Below are 18,987 nucleotides of genomic sequence, written 5' to 3' on the forward strand. Positions count from 1 at the left end.
CATGCGACGCGTCGTGCTCGACAGGATGGGACGCCTCGGCCGGTTCGTTTGGTCCGGTTGGGTGGGCGTGGCGGGTCTCGCCGTGTTTGCTGCGCTCTGGCAGCAGGGACATGAGGCCTACGGCGATTTCATTCTGCCGTCGCCGCTGGCGACGTTCGCGGCGACCCGAACACTTCTCGAATCGGCCGAGACATGGCGTCTCGCATGGGAAACGGGGCTGCGCGCCGTTCAAGGTTTCGGCTTGACGGCGCTGCTTGGCGGCGTGCTCGGTCTCGCTGTCGGATATTCCGCAGCGGCGATGCGGCTCGCGCGGCCATTGCTCACGATTGTCATGGGCGTGCCGCCGATCGCCTGGATCGTGCTGGCCATGATCTGGTTCGGTTCGAGCACGGGCACGGTGCTGACCACGACCGTCGTCGCGTCGTTTCCGCTGGTCTTCGCCAATGTGGCGGAAGGGGTTGCGACGCGCGACCGCGCGCTTGAGGAGATGGCGCGCGCTTTCGGCGCCGGTCCCCTGCAAAGGCTCTGGACAATTGTCGTTCGCCAAGTCGCGGGACGCTACTTCCCCGCGCTGGCGGTCGCGCTCGGCTCTACTTTCAAGGTCGCGGTCATGGCGGAGTTGCTCGCAAACATCGACGGCATCGGCGTGGCGCTTGCCACATCGCGCTCCAATCTCGATGTCGCCCAGTCCATCTCGTGGGTGGTCATCATCGTCGCGGCAATTTTCATTGTCGAGTACGGCGTGGTGCAACCCATCCGTGCGGAGCTGGAACGCTGGCGGGAAGCCGCGCGGCCGTGGGGGGTGAAGCGATGACGGCGCTCGCACTCGACGGCGTCGCGCACGCCTATTTCGGGCGCACGGTGCTCGACCGCGTTGTGCTCCGTGTCGCGGAGGACGAGATCGTGGCGCTGGTCGGCCCGTCGGGTTGCGGCAAGAGCACGCTCGTCCACATTGCGGCTGGGCTCATCGAACCGCTGCGCGGGCGGGTTGTCGCTGGTTATCGGCGTCATGGGATGATCTTTCAGGAGCCTCGCCTTTTGCCGTGGGCGACGGCGGAGGACAACATTGCCTATCCGTTGCGTCTGGCAGGGGTTGCACGCGGCGAGCGACTGGAAAAGGCGCGCCGGGCTGCGGATCTCGTGTCGCTCGATCGGCGCGATCTCGGCAAGTATCCGGTTGAGCTTTCCGGCGGTATGCGCCAGCGCACGGCGATTGCGCGCGCGCTCGTCGTCGAGCCCGACTTCGTGTTCTTCGACGAGCCGTTCACGGCCCTCGATGTGGCGCTGAAGCGGCAAATGCAGGACCTCGTGATTGCCGCGGCTCGTCAGGCGCGTTTCGCGGGGCTGTTCGTCACACACGATCTCGCCGAGGCCGTGCGTGTCTCTGATCGGATCGTGGTTCTCGACGAGCGTGTGCGCGGGATCGCAGGAGAGCGGTTCGTCGGACTTGCTCACGGTGCGCGCGACGATGCGGCGGTGTTTGCGGCCGTGCAAAGCTACCTGAAGGAGGATCCGCTGTTCCGGCATCTCCACGAGACGGACGAACGGCGGATCGCATGAGTATTGGCCCAGGGGCAGACGCAGTGCCTTATCGCGCGACACTCGATGTTCTTGGGGACGAGGGATTTCGCCTCTTTTTCCCGCTGGCTGCGCTTCATGCGGCGCTGTGGCCGTTCCTTTGGGTCGCGGCCTTCGGGTTCGGCCTCCCGCTCTCGGACAGCATTCCTCCAGGTCTTTGGCATGCGCACGAGATGATTATCGGCGCATTCGGTGGCGCGCTCATCGGGTTCATCACGACCGCCGTTCCCGAATGGACAGATACGAAGCGGCTGCGCGGGCGCGTTCTGTTTGCGCTTGCCGGGTTGTGGGGTGCGGCCCGTGTTATCGGCCTCGTCGGCGCCGAGGCGCTGGGCATCGTCGGCGCTTTGTGCGACCTCGCGTGGCTTGCGTTTCTCGTGGTCTATCTTGTTCGCGTGTCTCTCGCGAAACGCTCGACGCGGCTCGTCGCCTTCGTTTTCTGGATCTCGTGTCTCTTCGCGGCTGAGGCCGTGACACGCTACGCATTTCTCGATATGGCCCACGCGGCGGAGCTGGCCGACCGCTTCCTCCATATCGCGGGTTTCGTGTTTCTTGGGATTCTCGGCATCGCTCTCGCGCGCATCACGGTGCCCGTGACGAATTTGGTGCTCGATCCCAGCCAGGAGACCTCGCCGTTCCGTCCGCATCCGGGCCGTATGAATTTGGCGCCGGGGCTTGTGGCACTGCTGGTTGCGGCTGAGGCGTTCGGCCTGTCGGAGGCGACGACGGGTTATCTGCTGATTGCCGCAGGGGCTGCGTTCATGGATCGTGTTGCGGAGAATTTCATCGGCCGCGAGATCGCGCGCGCGGAAATTCTGGCACTGGCGGGATCGAGCGGCTTTGCCGGCCTTGGGCTTATGTTGATGGGCGCATCTCGGCTTGGGTTCGAGGTGCCGCCTTATGCGGGGCTTCATCTCGCGCTGATGGGCGGGCTCGGCCTCGGCGTGCTTGCGGTGTTCTCCATCGCGGGCCTCAGGCATACGGGGCAGGGGCTTGGGCTGGTGCGGCAGACGCGTTTTGCGCTTCTCTTGCTGGTGGTGGCCACGCTGCTCCGTGTCGTGCCGGAGGTCCTTCCGACGACGTTCCTCCCCGGGCCGCCATTCGTTCTCGTGTCGCTGCTCTGGGCGGCGGCATTTCTTCTCTGGCTCAAAGTTTATTGGCCATTCTTCCGGGATCCGGTCACGATCCAGCATCAAGGCTGCTGAGGCGCTCGCATGGCGACAATCGACGATACGCACACATCACGGCCGCTGGCTTTTCTCAGCCTTGGATTTCGCCCGTTCTTTTTGTTCGGGGCGCTTTACGCAGCACTTCTCGTTGCGCTTTGGGTGCCGTGGTTCCTCGGGCTTATCGCCGTGCCGAGCGCATTTCCGCCAGTGGCTTGGCATGCACACGAGCTGCTGTTCGGCTTCGTTCCGGCGATTATCGCGGGCTTTCTTCTGACGGCGGTGCCGAACTGGACGGGACGTGCGCCCGTTGCCGGAACCGGGCTTGCGCTTCTGCTTTTTGTCTGGCTTCTCGGGCGTATCTCTATCGCCTTTTCCGGGCATCTCGATCCACGCGTAACGGCTGCCGTCTGCGTGGCGTTTCCCCTGGTGCTCGCCGCTGTTATCGGCCGCGAGATCGTCGCTGCACGCAACTGGCGCAATCTCAAGATCGTTGCCGTTCTCTGTGGGATCGCGATTGCGGATGCGCTCTTTCACTATGAGATCTTCGTGTTCGGGCGAACGAAGTTTGCCCATACGGGTGCGCTCGCGTTGGTGCTGATGCTGGTCATGATCGTTGCCGGGCGCATCATCCCATTGTTCACGACGAACTGGCTGCTGCAGAACCGGGCCGTTGGCGGGACCTTGCCGGTCTCGTTCAATCGCGGGGATATCGTGTCGATGCTGCTCAGCGGGGCGGCGTTGGCTGCGTGGGTTTTTCTTCCGCTTTACGATGAGGTGACGTGGGGTATCCCGGCCGCCGGCGGCATGCTCACGGCGGCGGGGATCGCGAATCTTTGGCGCCAGGTGCGTTGGGCGCCTCATAGGACGTTTGCGGAGCCGCTGCTTGCGATCCTGCACGTGGCTTACGCGTTCGTTGGGATCGGGTTCGTTCTTACGGGACTGGGTGTGCTGTGGGACGATGCCGGATTTGCGAGCGCTGGCCTCCATGCGTGGACGACGGGCGCGCTCGCCACGATGATGATCGCAGTCATGACGCGCGTTTCCCGCGGGCATACCGGGCGCCGCCTGACTGCGCCTTGGCCGACGGTCGTTCTCTACGTAGCGATGCTTGTGGCCGTGGTCTCGCGTCTCATCGTCAGCCTCGCACCCGAGCACACGATGGTGCTGCTGCCGCTTTCCGGAGTGGCGTGGGTGCTCGCGTTCGGAGGCTTCGCCATTCTCTATGGGCCGATGCTCGCGCGGCCGCGGGTCACTTGATACGGCGGCGCGGTCTCTGCGGAGCGCTCCGGCTCAGAAATTGACGAGTGCGCCAACGCTGATGAAATCGGCGGACTTGAAGTCTTCCGCGATGCCGTCCACCTCGGCCTCGTAACGCTGATATTTGAGGTAAACCGTCGTCGCTGCCGCATCGAATTCCTGCGCGATGCCGCCGCCGAAGCGTTCGAGCGTGGACGATGTCGCCCCCGCGGCCAAGGCTGCCGGGCCGAGCTGGTCCAGGTACGCTCCGTACGTGCCGTAGAGGATCGTCGCGCCGAGGCCGGTCCAATTCCGTCGAAGGCCCGCCTTCACGTACCATTGCTCGCTGTCGAGCTGGGTGCGTCCGTTGGCGAGAACCGTGTCGTTGTTAAACTCGCGTCCGTAGGCGCCGTGCAGGAAAAGCCCCGTGCCGACATGCTGTACGTAGCCGCCGGTTTGGAAGAAGTCCGATTGCTTCGACGTCAGGACTGCGATCGCGCCGGTTGTGACCTCGTCGCGCATTTCCGTATAGCCGATGCCGAAGGCCATCTTGAAGCCGGCCATTTCGCCCGCGTAACGCGCCGCGACTTCCCAGAAGTCGTCGTCGCCCCATGATGCCGAGAAAGAGAACCCGCCGAACGTTGGCGTGTCGTAGCGCACGCCGTTCATGACGATGCCGTTGCAATCCCCGCCGAGGGGAACGCCCTGCGTGTAGCAGAAGCCGAGCTGGCCCCATGTGAGGTTCGAAAGCGCGCCGTTCGCATCCCTCAGGCGGAACTGCGGGAAGCCTGCAAGGAAGGTGTAATTGTCGATGACCTGGGTGCCCGAAAGGTCGGTGAACATCGCCGCGCTCTTTGCGGCATGGGCCTGGCGGCCGACGCTGAGCTTGCCGAGACTGTCGCTCTGCAGATACCAGAGCGACATCTGGATGTTGAGGTTGTCGTTGCGGCCCGCGTTGTTCTGGTCGATGGCACCCGCGCCGCCCGCAAACGCGTTCCCCGTGAGGTCCTGGATGCGCATGAGGTAGCCGGCGTTCCAGCCGGGCGCGATTTGGGCCTTGCCCAGGAAACGGATGTTTGAGGCTTGCGTGGGGCCCATCCCATGGATGTAGGCGTTGCGTTCGACGCCGTCGTCCCAGACGGTGATCTCCTGGGCGATGTAGCCGGTGATCGAGAGCGAGACCTTGCGGTTGCCTTTGCGCGCGGTTGTCGCTTCGAGCTCTGCGATGCGCGATTCCAGGTCCGCGCAGCACTGAGTGCCGAGGTCCGCGGCCGCAGCGGGGGAAATCGCCGCGACCGCGAGCCCAACGGCGGCAGCCGTGAGGCGCCGTCGTGTTTTACGTTCCGATTTCGTCCGCTCCATCTGCAACCTTCCTGCGCCTAGCGTATCGGCCCGGATCGAATCAAATGCCTTCCCATTCTGGGCTGGGACGATGTCGGAGTGGGGCGCAAAATGCATTTGTTTTTCTGTTCCAGGTCAGAGTCCGAGCAGTTGCTGTCAAGGCGCTCCCAGCACAAGCGAGACATTTTGCCCGCCGAAGCCGAACGAGTTGGAGAGCACGGTTCGAACGCGTGCGGGACGCGCGACATTGGCCACCACGTCGAGCGGGATCTCGGGGTCGGGGTTCGTGTAGTTGATTGTGGGCGGCAGCACCCCGTTCCGGATCGTCAATAGCGAGACCACGGCTTCGATGGCGCCCGATGCGGAGAGCGTGTGCCCGATCATCGACTTGTTGGAACTCACCGGCGTGGCGTCCAGGTGCCCGCCGAGCACATCACGGAGAGCCAAGTATTCCATCCTGTCGTTTTCGGGCGTGCTGGTGCCGTGGGCGTTGACGTAGCCGATGCTTTCCGGCGCTACGCCCGCATCCTCTATGGCGGCGCGAATTGCGCCGATGATGGCGGTGCCGTCGGGTTTTGAGCGTGTGCGGTGATAGTCGTCGGCCTTCTCTCCGCAGCCGAGCACGACGCCGAGAATCTCGGCGCCGCGCGCGAGGGCGGCCTCGTAGGATTCGAGGACGAGAGCGCCCGCGCCTTCCGCCATCACGAAGCCGTCGCGATCCTTGGAAAACGGTCTTGATGCCGCAGCAGGCGCATCGTTTCGCGTTGAAAGCGCCGAGAGCAGAGAGAAGCGGATCAGGGCCTCGATCTGGACGGAGCTGTCGGTTCCGATGCAGAGAGCGGCCTCGGTATCGCCGCGGCGAATCGCTTCGACGCCGAGTTGAATTGCGGTCGCTCCGGACGCGCATGCGGTGGAGACGGAAACCGGAAGTCCCCGTGTTCCGAAGGTGACCGCCAGCCGTTCGGCGACGCTCGCGAACTGACAAAGGGAGTGCAGTTCCGGCCAATCCGCGCTGCGTGCGGCCGCGAGCAGGCGCTTGTAGCCGTTGCCGCTTGCTCCTGCTGGTGCGTCGTAGATCGCGCGCCTGTCCGGCCATTCGATTTCGGCAGGCGGAGTGGCGAGGTAGAGGGGCCCCGGAAATGTGCGGTCGTGACCGAGCCCGGCTTGGGCGACAGCTTCTTCGCCTGCTGCCGTCGCCATTGCGGCTGTGAGGGCCGCAGCCGAGGAGAAGGGGCCGAAATCAGTATCGTCCACTGTTCCCGCAAATGCGGTGCGCAGATCGTCGGTCGGAAAGCGCGCGATCGACTTTATTCCGGAGCGGCCGGCGGTGAGCGCTTCCCAGTTGTCGGCTTTGCCGCGGCCGAGCGAGGTGACGACGCCAAGACCTGTCACGGCGATGCGGGGGCGGCCTTTGCTGTCGTGTGTGACGGTGCTCATGCGGTTTTCTCTGAAACGCGGTCCAGGAGTGCGAGGCCTTCGCCGCGCCAGTGTCCAACGCCTGTCACGAGGACGCGATCGATGGCGCCTGTGAGTGGAAGCTCGATATCGTCTGTCTCCGATGGAGGAGGCAGTTGTCCATGCCTGAGCGCAAGCGCCGCGAGGGCTATCCCGGCCGGGAAGTGTGCCTCCACGCCATGTCCGATGAGGCTGCCGTAGGCACGCGTGATCGGTGCACGGCCGCGTGCGGTGAGGTCGTCGAAAAATGATAGCTCTTCTTCCGTTATGGGTGCGACGCCGCTTGCGCCGCTGAGAACCGGCAACGGTCCTGTCGGGACGGGCACGCCGAGGCGTTCCAGCAACTCGGACAGCGCGCGCGTCACGTCTCCCGCCTGTCGCTGGGTCCGCTCCGTTTCGAGTGCGGAAATTCGGGCGTAGGGGGCAGCGCCCCGCGCTTCGGCATGGGATCTCGCTTCCAGAACGAGAAACGCGCCGACGCTGCCGGGTGTGAAGCCGCCTCCTTCTCGGGCGCGCGCCCACACAGGACGGTGCCCTCCACGCCAGAGGTTGTGGCCGATCTCGTAGCCCAGAAGAAGATCCTCGCGCTCGGCGTTGAGCGCACCGCCCGCGAGCACGATGTCGGCTTGTCCGGCCTGGATGCGGCGGAATGCGTTCTCCATTGCGGCCAGACCCGCGATTTCTTCGCCCATGAACGTTCGCGATGAGCCGGTGACGCTGTGCACAATGGAGATATTTCCGGCGAGCATGTTGGAAAGCTGCGCAAGGAACAGCGTCGGCCGAAGCGCGCCCGGCAGAACCTCCTTCGCCAGCACGGCCGCATCGCCGCGTTGATCCAGCCGTTCGAGGACGTCGCAGTCCACCTTGGTGTCGCGCTCGCCACTGCCGGCCGCAACGGCGAGATGCGTCCGGTCGAGCAGCGCGCCGTCGCCCGCGACGCCTGCGTCGGTGAGCGCAAGCCCGGCAGCGTACACGCCGATGCGCTGCCACGCCTCCATTTGCCTCAGATCGCTTTTTTTCGGGATCTGACGCCCGAAATCCAACTCCGCAAGCGGATGCACGGGGTATGGGTCGTAGCGATCTTCATCGACGGATGGCTCTACGGCTTCCCCGGAAAAGAGAGCCCCGTGCGCTTCCGTGTCCGCGCCGAGCGAGCTTGCGAGGCCGATGCCCGTGATCCAGACTTCGCGTTTATCGGTTATCCTGCCCACTGCCGATCTCCGCCGTTTCTAAAGCTCGACCACGATTTTTCCGAACACGTTGCGTGCTTCCAGGCGCGCCAATCCCGCTTCGAGATCGTCGAGGCGGATGACGCTGTCGATTGTCGGCGTCACGAGCTTGGCGGCCATTTTTTCCATCGCGCTTTTCATATTGGCCATGCGGCAGCCGAAGCTGCCGATGAGGCGGAGCTGTTGCTGGAAGAGCAGGTAGAGGTTTGTCTGGGCCGCGACGCCGGTTGTGGAGCCGCAGGTGACGAGGCGGCCTCCGCGCGCGAGCGAGAGGATGCTGCCTTCCCACGTTTCCGGGCCGACATGCTCGAACACGACGTCCACGCCGCGCCGCTTGGTGAGCTTGCGCACGCGGCCTTCGAAGCGTTCCTCGCGATAGTTGATGATGTGATCGGCGCCGAGTGTGCGCGCCTTCTCGGCTTTCTCTGCGCTGCCGACGGTGGTGATCACGGTTGCGCCGGCTGCTTTGGCGAGATGGATTGCGGCCGTGCCGATGCCGCTGCCGCCCGCATGGATGAGCACGGTCTCGCCTGCTTGGAGCCGGGCATTGTCGAACAGCATGTGCTCGACCGTCCCGAAGGTGACCGGCGCCAGAGCTGCGGCCGTTGCATCGAGCCCTTTCGGTGCTTTCACGGCGATGCGGGCCGGTACGTTGACGCGTTCCCGCAAGAAACCGTCGATGTGGAAGCCGTACATGTTACCGCCTTCCGTACAGAAATTGTCGCGGCCTTCGCGGCAGGCGGGGCATGTTCCGCAGGTTTTGGCGCCATAGAGAGCGACCACGTCGCCAACGAACAGATCTTCCACTTCGTCGCCTACGGCGATCACTTCGCCGGCGGCCTCGGCGCCGAGAACGATAGGAAGCTCGCGTTTTGCGAACGCCATTCCCCGCCAGCTCCAGACATCGATGTGGTTGAGGGCGACGGCGCGGATACGCACCTTCACTTCGTCCGCTGCGGGCGCGGGCGGATCGTCACGCGTGGTGATCACAACATGGCGTTGTCCACGCAGCTCGGCTGCCCTCATTGTCGTCGTGCGCATGCGCACTCCCTCGCTACCGTACATTTAAACCGTCCTTGAAAGTGTCGTCTTCTGTGGTGTTCTCGTCATGCGGGCTCCGCGGAGAACACGACGCATACGTTCTGCCCGCCAAATCCGAAGGAATTCGAGAGCACCGTAGCGACGGGCGATTCGCGGCCCGGGTCGGGTACGACGTCGAGCGGCAACTCGGGATCCGGATCGTAGTTTATGGTGGGCGGGAGTTTCGCGCTTTCGATTGTCAGCACGGAGAAGACTGCTTCCACCGAACCGGCCGCGATCAGTGTGTGTCCGATCATCGATTTGTTCGAACTGACCGGGACGTTGCGAAGACGATCTCCCATGACGGCGCCGAGGGCGAAGTATTCCATCCGGTCGTTTTCGGGCGTGCTCGTGCCATGCGCATTGACGTAGTCGATCTCGTCGGGATGGACGCCGGCGTCGTCGAGTGTTTTTCGGATGGCTCCGATCACTGCTGCGCCGTCCGGCCGGGATCGCGTGCGATGGTGTTCGTCGGCTTTCTCGCCGCAGCCGCGCACAATCGCGAGGATGCGTGCGCCGCGTGCTCTCGCGGCATCGTAGGATTCGAGGACGAGGGCACCCGCGCCTTCGGCCATGACGAACCCGTCGCGTCCTTTCGAGAACGGTTTCGATGCTTTCGTCGGCTCGTCGTTTGCCGTCGAGAGGGCGGAGAGCAGAGAAAAGCGGATCAAGCCTTCGGGGTGCACGGTGGCGTCGGCTCCGACGCACAGCGCGGCCTCCGTGTCGCCGCGGCGGATCGCTTCGAGGCCGAGCTGGATGGTGGTCGCGCCGGAGGCGCAGGCGGTGCAGATCGAAAGCGGTTCGCCTTGTGTGCCGAATGCTGCTTTCAGGCGATCCGAGATGGCGGCGAAACGGATGTGGCGCGCGAGGTCGTCGAAGGCGCGCGTGCGGGCGTTTGCAAGCATCCGGGCATAACCGTCGAGCCCTTCTCCTCCCGGCACGCCGTGCATCGCTCTCAGATGCGGCCATTCGAACTCGGACGGCGGCGTGGCGACGATAAGAGGCCCGGGAAAATGCAACGGCCGGCCGATGCGCGCCTGTGCGATGGCCTCGGCGGCTGCCGCTTCCGCCATACGGATCGCGAGATCGTGAGCGGAATAGGGCGCGACGTCCATGTCGTCCACGGTGCCGGCGATGGTCGTTTTAAGGCCGTCGGTCGGAAAGCGTGTAATGGACTTCACGCCGGATTGGCCGGTCACGAGCCGCGCCCAGGACGTATGCTTTCCCGCGCCAAGAGATGTGACCAGCCCGAGGCCGGTGACGGCTACCACTGGCCGGCCCTTATGATCGCGTGTTCTGCTTGTCATGCCGTGCGCCTTCACTCCGCCGCGTCGTGGGCAGATTCGACGAGGGCGAGACCTTCGCCACGCCAGTGGCCGAAGCACGTGACGAGGATCCGGTTTGTCGGTGTGCCGGGGGTGTCCTCGATTTCCGTTGCTGCGAACGGCGGATAGAACGTGTTTTTCGATATGGCGAGAGCAGCTAGCGCGAGGCCCGCGATGAAATGCGCTTCGATCCCGTGACCCAGCACGCTTCCCCAGGTTCGAACGCAGGACTTGAAGCCCCGCTGCTCCATACGCTCCAGAAAATTTTTCTCATCCGCCGTCACGGGTTCGACGCCGCTCGCGCCCGAGAGAACGGAGAGGTGCCCATTCTTCGGTTGAAGCGCGAGTTCGTCGAAAAGGCGCGCTGCCGTGTCCGTCGATTTTTCGCGGTGGCGGAGCGCTCGATCCGAAACGATGCGGGAAAGGCGCGCATACGGCACCGCCCCGCGGCTGCGTGCATGATCGCTCGCTTCCAGGACCAGGAACGCACCCATGCTGCCCGGCACAAGGCCGCCACCATGCGGGCCGCGCTCCCAGACCGATCTGTAAGGGCCGGTTGCCAGAGCATGCGTGATTTCGCATCCGAGGAGTAGATCTTCCCGCTCCGCGTTGAGCGCTCCGCCCGCGAGGAACACGTCGCCCTGGTTGGCGGCGATGCGGCGGGCTGCGTCGGTAACCGCCGATACGCCTGCCAATTCCTCGCCCTTGAATGTGCGGGACGAGCCCGTCGCCTTGTGGACGATGGAGATGTTTCCTGCGAGCAGGTTGGAGAGCTGGCCGAGGTAAAGCGTGGGCCTCAGGCCGACAGCGAGTTCCCGGTTGAGGATGGACTCCGCCGCGTCGCTCGTTTCGAGTGCGGTCAGAACGCGCGCATCCAGGGCGAGATCGCGCTCGCCGTTGCCGGCTGCGATGGTCAGATTGACGCGGTCGAGGTTCGATTGATCGCCCGCTAGACCCGCATCGGCCAAGGCCAACCCCGCCGTATAAACGCCGATCTGCTGCCAGCGCTCCATCTGGCGCCGATCGCTCGTTCTTGGAATTTGTTTTGCGAAGTCGAGCGCAACCAACGGATGCACAGCATAGGGCGCGAAGCGCTCGCTATCGATGACGGGGCGTGGCGGCGTCACGTCTGCCAGACGTTGCCAGTGCGCGCCCGCGCCTTCGGCCAGCGAGCTCACAAGCCCGATGCCGGTGATCCAGACCTCGCGGCTTGTCTCTGCCATCAGCAGACCGTTCCCGCCTCCAGCGCACCGAGTCGCCGACCTTCGCGAACCACGTGCTTTTCGAGAGCGGGTGAGGGAAACGGAACGTTGCGCATCGTGAGCCTGGCATCCGCGACGCGTTGGCCCCGGCAGGTGAGGCTCGTCGACATGACGGCGTAGCCCGAGCCCAGATGGACGCATTCCGCATGGGCCTTCAAAAGGGCGCCCGGTTCAACGAACGCCCTGAAATTCGCAGTCTTGGCTGCCGCAAAAAAGGGCATGCGCGAGAAGTCGTTGAGGGCCATCAGGAGATAGCCGGCCGCCTGCGCCATCGTCTCCAGAAGGAGAACGCCCGGCATGATCGGGTGGCCTGGAAAGTGCCCGTCGAAGACGGGACTGCTTCGGGGCACGTGCGCCAGGGCCACGAGCGTTTGCGCTTTGCGGTCGAGCGTCTCGATCTTGTCGAGCATCTGGAAGGTTTCGAGGCGCATGGCGCTGCTGCCCTATCTATTGGGCGACGGCTGTGCGCAGGGCGTCGATCTGGGCGCAGAGGTTGCCGATGACGAAGTACTCGTCTCCGCTGTCCTTGCCCTCGTTGACGCGCCCCATCCAGTCTTCGACGGGAAGCTTGATGCCGAACTTCTGGTCAATCTCGAAGGTGATGTCGAGGAACGAGAGGCTGTCGACCTCAAGATCCTTCATGACATGGCTTTGCGGTGTGATCTGGTCCAAGGGAACATCGCTCGTCTCTGCGATGATCCCGGCAACGGTGTCGAAAGTCGATGCCATGCAAGCGCTCTCCGTTGAGGTGCTTTCGTCCGGACAGGAGCGAACGGCTCTCCGTCCCCGCCCGATCTGCGGGGCCGAGCCTGATCGGCCAATTAACCTCTCGTAGCAGCGGGCCTCGGGAGTGCGCTTAACAGAAGTCAAATTCCGTGAGGATTGCGGCGGCTATCCCTTGTCGCGTGAGGCAACCGGAGCGCACCGAGCGATGTCGAGCGGAGGAGACCGCCTGCTGGAGCTGAACGTCGGTCAGCGGGCCAGTCTGGCGCGTACGATCACGGCGGAGGATGTCGCCGATTTCGCGCGCCTCTCCGGCGACCGTAACGCGCTGCATCTCGACGAAGAGTTTGCCGCGCGCACCGAGTTCGGCCAACGCGTCGTTCATGGCTTCTTGCATGCCAGCCTGCTTTCGACGCTTGTCGGCACGAAGTTGCCGGGGCGGGGCGCACTCTACGTTTCGCAGAGCATCGCGTTCACACGGCCGGTGTTCATCGGCGACACGGTCGAAGCAAGTGCGGTCGTCGAGGCCATCGATATCGAGACGCGTGTCGTCACGCTCCGGACAGAAATTACGCGCTCCGGCGGGGAGACCGTCATGCGCGGGACGGCGACGGTCAGGGTGCTGCGTCTTGCCGCGGAAAAATCGCGAGAAGCATCGCTCGCTGGCGCGCGCACGGCAGGCCTGCTCGACGGGCGCGTGGCGCTCGTCACAGGGGCTTCGCGCGGCATCGGGCGCGCGACCGCCGCGTTGTTTGCAGGAAACGGCGCGATGGTCTGGATCAACTACCACAAGAGCCGGGCGGCGGCGGAAGCGCTCGCTCAAGATATTCTCGACAGGGGCGGCTCGTGCCGTCTGGTGCAGGCCGATGTGACGCGTGACGATGAAATCGCGCGCATGATGGATGAAATCGGAAGCGAAGGCGGCCTCGATGTTCTCGTGAACAACGCCGGGCCGAAGATCGTATCGCGGCCGTTCGCGCGGCTCGACTGGCAGGCAGTGTCGGAGGCCTACGAGTGGATTGTGGGCAGCGCTTTTCGTGTCACACAGGCCGCACTGCCAGCGCTGAAAGCGAGCAGAGGTAGCATCGTCACCGTTCTTTCGACGGCCGCGCTCGGGCGGACCGCACACAATTGGCTCCCTTACGTTGCGGCCAAAAGCGCGCTTCTGGCGATGAACAAAAACCTTGCGCAGGAGCTTGGGCCGGATGGTGTCCGGGTGAACATGATCTCGCCGTCGATGGTCGACACCGATCTCGTCTCGGATGTGCCTGACAGGATGCGGCAGATGACAATTTCGGGAACGCCGCTCAGACGTCTTGCAACACCGGAAGATGTCGCAGGAGCCGCCTTGATGCTCGCATCGCCCTATGCCGGGTTCGTCACAGGAGAAAATCTTCTTGTGACGGGCGGCGCGTACATGCACTGAGGAGTTGCCGATGTCTTCGTCTTCCCTAGACATGCCGAGGCCGCCCTCGACGGTGCGTGGGGCAAGCGCGCCAGTCTCGGACGACAAGATCGGCGAGATTGTCGATGCGGTGATCGATGCGGCGCCGGAATGCGTGCGCAAACGCGTCCTGCTTCCCGCAATCGATTGGGCGCTGGTTCCGCCGCACAAAGTCAGCTTGCTGGTATCCTCGCTCGATCAGGCGCGACTTCCCTTGCCGCGATGGCTGGCGAAGCCGCTGCTGCTTGCAGGACATACTCTTTCGAGTGCAGCCAGGGATGCTTTGCCTGGTGCGCTCGCGGTCCTTTCGAGGCTCAATGATGCTGCTGGAGAGCCGGACGAACGTGAGGCTCTTGCTGCGTCTTTGGAAGGCCTCGCTTACGCTTCCGACATCGACGCGGACACCGCGGTTGCGCTCGTCCGCAGGCTATTGGCGTTGAGCTGGGACGATGAAGCGCTTCGTTTCGCGCTCGCGCAAGCCCATTCCGCGCCTCAGGCGTTGCGACTTGCAGGCGGTGCATTCGAGCGGCATCTGGCAGATCTTCCTCGTCTCCGGATCCGCATGTCCGGCTCGTCGACGACGCGAGTTCTGGCGGATGCCCTGCATCCGGCCTTCGGTGTGGAAGGCTGGCGGACGGAGATCTCGGAAAGCAGTTTCGGCGGCGTGATCGGTGATCTTCTCTCTCCGCCGGATGACGTCGACGCGCTTGTCGTGCTTCTCGATACGGACGGTCTTTTGGCGACGGATTGGCGTCGTGAGGTGCAGGACGTCGAGCGGATCGCGGCAGAGCGGGTGGATATGCTGGGGCAGGCCCTGCAGGTTTTTTCCTCTCAAGCCGCTGTGCCTCTTCTCATCAACACGCTTCCCGTCCCGTCGCGCCCGACGGTTGGGCTCCTGGATCGTCGGCATGGCGCGGGCCTCAGGCGTATCGTCGATTCCCTGAACGCGCGCATTCTCGATGCGGCTGCCGCCTCGGCGCGTGTGATCGTCGTCGACGCGGATCAGGCGCTCTCGGGGCTCGCGGCTCGCGATCATGTCGATCCGAAGCTCTGGTACTATGGCCGCATCGGATATTCGCACGAAGCGACGCAGTGCTTCGCGCGCGCTTTCGCCGAGGCGTGGCGGATCGTGCAACGTGGGCCGGTCAAAGTTCTGGCGGTCGATTTCGACAATACGCTTTGGGGCGGCATCTACGGCGACGACGGTGTGGACGGTCTCGCGTGCGGCGAGGATTTTCCGGGCAATGCCTTTCAAGCGCTGCAACAGGAATGTCTGCGTCTCAAGGCGCAGGGTCTCTTGCTCGTGGCGTTGAGCAAGAACGAAGCGGGTGCTCTCGACGCGTTCGAACAGCATCCCGGCATGGTGCTTAAAGCCGATGATTTCGCCGCGCACGCCGTCAATTGGCAACCCAAGGCCGACAATCTCAGGCGGATTGCGGCCGATCTCAATCTCGGTCTCGACAGCGTTCTCTTTCTCGACGATAGCCCGCACGAGCGAGAGGCCATGCGCCGCCTCGTGCCTGAAGTCACGGTGCCGGAGATGCCTGACGATCCGGCGGAGCGGCCGGGGTGGCTGAGGCGCCTTTCCGCGACATGGCCCGCTCGGCTGACTGCGGAAGACGCATCGCGGCCGGCCGTCTACGCGGCGCGGCGAGCTGCGCAGGAGTTGCAGGCGCGTGCGGCGAGCTTCGAGGACTATCTTTCGGCATTGGAGCAGCGTCTCGCGTTGAGTTTCGTGAGCGAGAGGACGGTGGCGCGGACGGCGCAGATGCACCAGAGAACCAATCAGTTCAATCTGACGACGGTGCGTCTTGGAGAAGCGGATATTTCCGCGCTTGCCGCGGATCCGACGCGAGGCTTTGCGCTTTTGGGACAAGTCTCCGACAGGTTCGGAGATCATGGTCTCGTTGTTGCGGCGACCGTGGATATCGACGGGGCAGAGGCCACGATCCGGACGCTTTTGATGAGCTGCCGCGTGATCGGCCGCGAAGTCGAGCGCGCGTTCGTGGGGGCGCTCGTCGGCGAGTTGGCGTCGCGAGGCGTTGCCCGCGTGCGCGGCATTTACGTGCCGACCGCGAAGAACGGCATGGTGCGAGACTTTTACCAATCATGCGGATTTTCGCCGACGGGCGGCGAGGGATCCGGGACGGTTTGGACGTTCGCGATCGGCGACACGGAGCCACCTGGCTCGACCTATGTGACCACAAGTTGGGAGAGATGAATGGATACGTACGCCGCGGCGACGGAGCTGGCTTATCCGGAGATTTCCGAGATTTTTGCCGATGTATTTCAGCACGCGGGACCTCTCACGCGCGGAACGTCGCCGGAGGACGTTTCCCGGTGGGATTCTCTCCAGCACATCGCTCTGATCCGTGCGCTGGAGACGACGTTTGCCGTGCGCCTCTCGATGGATGAGATGATGGAGATCCGCTCCGTGGGCGATATCGAGAGGGTGCTCGGCCGTCATGGCGTGTGAGGATTGAGGGGGCTCGCGTCGCTGCAAGGGCGCTTATGCCATTTGCATTTTTTCTTACCGCGCGCGGAAATCCTGCTGTCGCTTGTCGGAAATCAAGCTGCGGCGGTCAAGATTGCGCATGACAAAGGCGAAGGCGGGCCAACAGCAAGGCACGTTTAGCGATCATGGATCCAGCCGACTGGGAGATTATCAAGTCTACGCCGCTGTTCGGTGCGATGGCATCGCAAACGGCCGAGCAGCTTGTTGGGAGCAGCCTGCCGCGCTTTTACGACAAAGGCGTCGCGCTATTTCACCAGGGCGCTCCGGCGACCGCGTTTTTTATCGTTCTCGACGGGTGGGTAAAGATCTATCGCACGACGCCGGATGGGCTCGAAGTCGTGCTGCATGTCTTCCGACAGGGCGAAACTTTTGCGGAAGCGGCCATCTTTCTCGGTGGCCGCTACCCTGCCAGCGCGGAAACCGTGACGCCGTCTCGCCTTCTCAAAGTGGACGGCGAGACGTTTCGGTCGCGGATCGAGGAGCGCCCCGTGCTCGCGATGTCGATGCTCGCGTCTGCCTCCTACCAGCTCAAGTTCCTTGTCGAGCAGATCGAGCAGATCAAGGTGCGTTCCGCTCCACAGCGAATTGCCGACTTCATCGTTCGGATGACGCGCGTGCGCCAGGGGCCAGCCGTTATCGAATTGCCGTTCGAGAAGGGATTGCTCGCCAACCGGCTCGGCATGAAACCGGAGAGCCTTTCGCGCGCTCTCCAGCAATTGCGGGCGCGCGGCGTTTCGGTGGAGCGCGGGACAGTGAAGATCGTGGATGTGCGTCAGCTCCTGGATTTCGTGGAATATGCGAATGAGGATGACGAGTAACGGTATGCGCGCCGGTATTTCCTATCCGACGGGGCATGATCGTTCGCATAACACGCCAATTTTTCACGTAAATCCGGCGATATATCACATGTCTGTGAGCTGATGCCTTTTCAGGGCCGGGCACTTTTTCCGTTTAACGAAAGTCAAAATACATTCGCGCCTTCGCGACGATAGTGCGCCTCGGGGTTGCAAGACCCTGGCGTTACGAAAACAGGAGGAAACGCGATGAAGTATCTCGATCCCGCTTGCTTTGGCGGCACGACCACCATGACCTGGGTCGCTCCCGCGTATTGCGACGTTCGCCTCGGCTTCGAGGTGACGGCGTACGTCTACGTTCGCTGATTAGGGGGCAGGGTCTCGTGGGACCCTGGACGCGGGAGGAGCACATGGATGCCGAGAGGCGGCTCGGACCCGAGGATGGGGTCGAGCTCAATCCCAACTACCACTTCCGATGGGAAGAGCCGCAGCAGGCTCATGTGCTCCTCTACCCTGAGGGCATCGTCAAGCTGAACGAGACGGCTGCGGCGATACTCGAAGCCTGCACGGGCGCTCCGTCAATCAAAGACGGTACGGACGAACTCGCCCGCCGCTATGGCAAGCGCAACCTCGGCGCCGAGGTGATTAAGTTCTTGGAGGTCGCCCATGCCAAAGGCTGGATCCGGATTAAGTCTTGACGGCCTGGGCATGCCGCTGTGGCTCGTTGTCGAGCTGACGTACAAGTGTCCGCTCAAATGCCCGTGGTGCAGCAATCCCGTCGACTTCGATCGCTATCGGAACGAACTTTCGACCGAAGAGTGGATCGACGTTCTGCGCGAAGGGCGGCGTCTTGGATCGTTGCAGCTTGGGTTCACGGGCGGTGAGCCGATGCTGCGGAAGGATCTTGAGGTGCTCGTCGGCGAGGCCGACAGGCTCGGTTATTATACGAACCTGATCACGTCGGGTGTGGGATTGAGCCCGGAACGGCTTCGTGCGCTGAAAACAGCGGGCTTGAAGCAGATACAGCTTTCCCTTCAGGCTTGCGATCAGGAACTCAACGAGAAGCTCGTCGGCCTCGACGTGTTCCGCCACAAGATCGACATTGCGCGCACGATCAAAGCCGAGGGATTTCCCATGGTGATGAACGTGCCGGTGAGCCGCTTCAACATCGATCAAACGGAAGCGTTCATCGATCTTGCCGCAGATCTCGGTGTCGAATATCTCGAATTCGCGAACCTGCAATACTACAACTGGGCGCTCATCAATCGCGCCGAGTTGATTCCGACGCGCGAGCAACTCGCCCGCGCCGAAGCGCAAGTCAACGCCGCCCGCGAGCGTCTGGGCAAGAAACTCACGATCTTTTACGTCGTGCCCGACTACTACGACAATCGTCCCAAGGCGTGCATGAACGGCTGGGGCGCGATCCATCTCACGATTGCGCCTGATGGCACAGCGCTGCCTTGTCAGGAGGCGCGTCTCATCAAGGGGATCGACTTCCCGAACGTGCGGGATCACGGGCTCGATTTCATCTGGCGCAAGTCGCAGGCTTTCAACGCCTTCCGCGGCGACGCGTGGATGAAGGAGCCGTGCCGAAGCTGTAGCGAAAAGGAGAGGGACTTCGGCGGCTGTCGGTGCCAGGCATTTCTGCTGACGGGGGATGCGGCCAATACCGATCCAGTCTGCACGAAGTCACCCCATCGTCATCTGATCGACGACCTGATCGCCAAGGTGCGCCCACGTACGGTGGATCCGGAAACGCCTTTGATCATGCGCGAGGCCGGTCGTCGTTCGAAGCGCACGGAGGTCGGCTGATCGCTGGCTTGCGCGGTCTCCGAG

The 18,987-nt window shown here is 63.5% G+C and carries 19 protein-coding genes; 11 read left to right on the forward strand and 8 right to left on the reverse strand.

Going from position 1 to position 18,987, the window contains the following annotated elements:
* The first annotated feature begins 1 nt into the window (after position 1).
* The 4 genes from W911_RS07030 to W911_RS07045 are packed head-to-tail and all read left to right on the forward strand — an operon-like array spanning position 2 to position 4,004.
* Entirely contained in the window at positions 2-814 is an 813-nt protein-coding gene (locus tag W911_RS07030) for an ABC transporter permease (RefSeq protein ID WP_023786841.1), read from the forward strand.
* Positions 811-1,560 (forward strand): ABC transporter ATP-binding protein, encoded by a 750-nt coding sequence (locus W911_RS07035; RefSeq protein WP_023786842.1) that lies wholly within the window; start codon positions 811-813, stop codon positions 1,558-1,560. The genes W911_RS07030 and W911_RS07035 overlap by 4 nt, the downstream gene beginning before the upstream one ends.
* Entirely contained in the window at positions 1,557-2,783 is a 1,227-nt protein-coding gene (locus W911_RS07040; RefSeq protein WP_041316395.1) for an NnrS family protein, read from the forward strand. Before W911_RS07035 ends, W911_RS07040 begins: the two co-directional genes overlap by 4 nt.
* Positions 2,784-2,792: 9 nt before the next feature.
* Positions 2,793-4,004 carry an NnrS family protein gene (locus W911_RS07045; RefSeq protein WP_023786844.1) on the forward strand — a complete coding sequence of 404 codons (1,212 nt, stop codon included), beginning with the start codon at positions 2,793-2,795 and terminating at the stop codon, positions 4,002-4,004.
* Between the two features lie 33 nt (positions 4,005-4,037).
* Here W911_RS07045 and W911_RS07050 read toward each other — a convergent pair whose 3' ends face one another.
* From W911_RS07050 to W911_RS07085, 8 genes are all read right to left on the reverse strand, one after another.
* Positions 4,038-5,345, reverse strand: a complete 1,308-nt coding sequence (locus tag W911_RS07050) for a porin (RefSeq protein WP_023786845.1) — start codon at positions 5,343-5,345, stop codon at positions 4,038-4,040.
* 135 nt (positions 5,346-5,480) lie between these two features.
* A complete protein-coding gene (locus W911_RS07055) occupies positions 5,481-6,761 on the reverse strand; it encodes a beta-ketoacyl-ACP synthase (RefSeq protein ID WP_023786846.1) in 1,281 nt (426 codons plus the stop codon).
* The gene (locus W911_RS07060) at positions 6,758-7,990 is read right to left on the reverse strand and encodes a beta-ketoacyl-ACP synthase (protein WP_023786847.1); all 1,233 of its coding nucleotides are present in this window, start codon (positions 7,988-7,990) and stop codon (positions 6,758-6,760) included. The genes W911_RS07055 and W911_RS07060 overlap by 4 nt, the downstream gene beginning before the upstream one ends.
* 18 nt (positions 7,991-8,008) lie before the next feature.
* Positions 8,009-9,034 carry a zinc-binding dehydrogenase gene (locus W911_RS07065; protein ID WP_041317840.1) on the reverse strand — a complete coding sequence of 342 codons (1,026 nt, stop codon included), beginning with the start codon at positions 9,032-9,034 and terminating at the stop codon, positions 8,009-8,011.
* A gap of 80 nt (positions 9,035-9,114) precedes the next feature.
* Positions 9,115-10,395, reverse strand: a complete 1,281-nt coding sequence (locus W911_RS07070) for a beta-ketoacyl-ACP synthase (protein ID WP_023786849.1) — start codon at positions 10,393-10,395, stop codon at positions 9,115-9,117.
* 11 nt (positions 10,396-10,406) lie between these two features.
* A complete protein-coding gene (locus W911_RS07075; protein ID WP_023786850.1) occupies positions 10,407-11,636 on the reverse strand; it encodes a beta-ketoacyl-ACP synthase in 1,230 nt (409 codons plus the stop codon).
* A complete protein-coding gene (locus W911_RS07080; RefSeq protein ID WP_023786851.1) occupies positions 11,636-12,106 on the reverse strand; it encodes a 3-hydroxyacyl-ACP dehydratase FabZ family protein in 471 nt (156 codons plus the stop codon). Before W911_RS07080 ends, W911_RS07075 begins: the two co-directional genes overlap by 1 nt.
* A 16-nt stretch (positions 12,107-12,122) precedes the next feature.
* Positions 12,123-12,404 (reverse strand): acyl carrier protein, encoded by a 282-nt coding sequence (locus W911_RS07085; protein WP_023786852.1) that lies wholly within the window; start codon positions 12,402-12,404, stop codon positions 12,123-12,125.
* Between the two features lie 202 nt (positions 12,405-12,606).
* On the opposite strand from W911_RS07085, the gene W911_RS07090 reads away from it, so the two are divergent.
* The 7 genes from W911_RS07090 to pqqE all read left to right on the forward strand — a co-directional run bounded on the left by W911_RS07090 (position 12,607) and on the right by pqqE (position 18,963).
* The gene (locus W911_RS07090) at positions 12,607-13,824 is read left to right on the forward strand and encodes an SDR family oxidoreductase (RefSeq protein ID WP_023786853.1); all 1,218 of its coding nucleotides are present in this window, start codon (positions 12,607-12,609) and stop codon (positions 13,822-13,824) included.
* 10 nt (positions 13,825-13,834) lie between these two features.
* Positions 13,835-16,063 (forward strand): HAD-IIIC family phosphatase, encoded by a 2,229-nt coding sequence (locus tag W911_RS07095; RefSeq protein ID WP_041316397.1) that lies wholly within the window; start codon positions 13,835-13,837, stop codon positions 16,061-16,063.
* Positions 16,064-16,318 (forward strand): acyl carrier protein, encoded by a 255-nt coding sequence (locus W911_RS07100; RefSeq protein WP_023786855.1) that lies wholly within the window; start codon positions 16,064-16,066, stop codon positions 16,316-16,318.
* 164 nt (positions 16,319-16,482) lie between these two features.
* Entirely contained in the window at positions 16,483-17,175 is a 693-nt protein-coding gene (locus W911_RS07105) for a Crp/Fnr family transcriptional regulator (protein WP_023786856.1), read from the forward strand.
* 225 nt (positions 17,176-17,400) lie between these two features.
* Positions 17,401-17,517: a pyrroloquinoline quinone precursor peptide PqqA gene (pqqA, locus tag W911_RS18720; protein ID WP_023786857.1), complete on the forward strand. Its 117-nt coding sequence runs from the start codon at positions 17,401-17,403 to the stop codon at positions 17,515-17,517.
* Between the two features lie 44 nt (positions 17,518-17,561).
* Positions 17,562-17,849, forward strand: coding sequence for a pyrroloquinoline quinone biosynthesis peptide chaperone PqqD (pqqD, locus tag W911_RS07110; RefSeq protein WP_023786858.1), 288 nt, complete (start codon positions 17,562-17,564; stop codon positions 17,847-17,849).
* Positions 17,818-18,963 (forward strand): pyrroloquinoline quinone biosynthesis protein PqqE, encoded by a 1,146-nt coding sequence (pqqE, locus tag W911_RS07115; protein ID WP_041316399.1) that lies wholly within the window; start codon positions 17,818-17,820, stop codon positions 18,961-18,963. The genes pqqD and pqqE overlap by 32 nt, the downstream gene beginning before the upstream one ends.
* The last annotated feature ends 24 nt before the right edge of the window (positions 18,964-18,987 follow it).

The sequence above is a fragment of the Hyphomicrobium nitrativorans NL23 genome (genome assembly GCF_000503895.1).
Taxonomy (GTDB): Bacteria; Pseudomonadota; Alphaproteobacteria; order Rhizobiales; family Hyphomicrobiaceae; genus Hyphomicrobium_C; species Hyphomicrobium_C nitrativorans.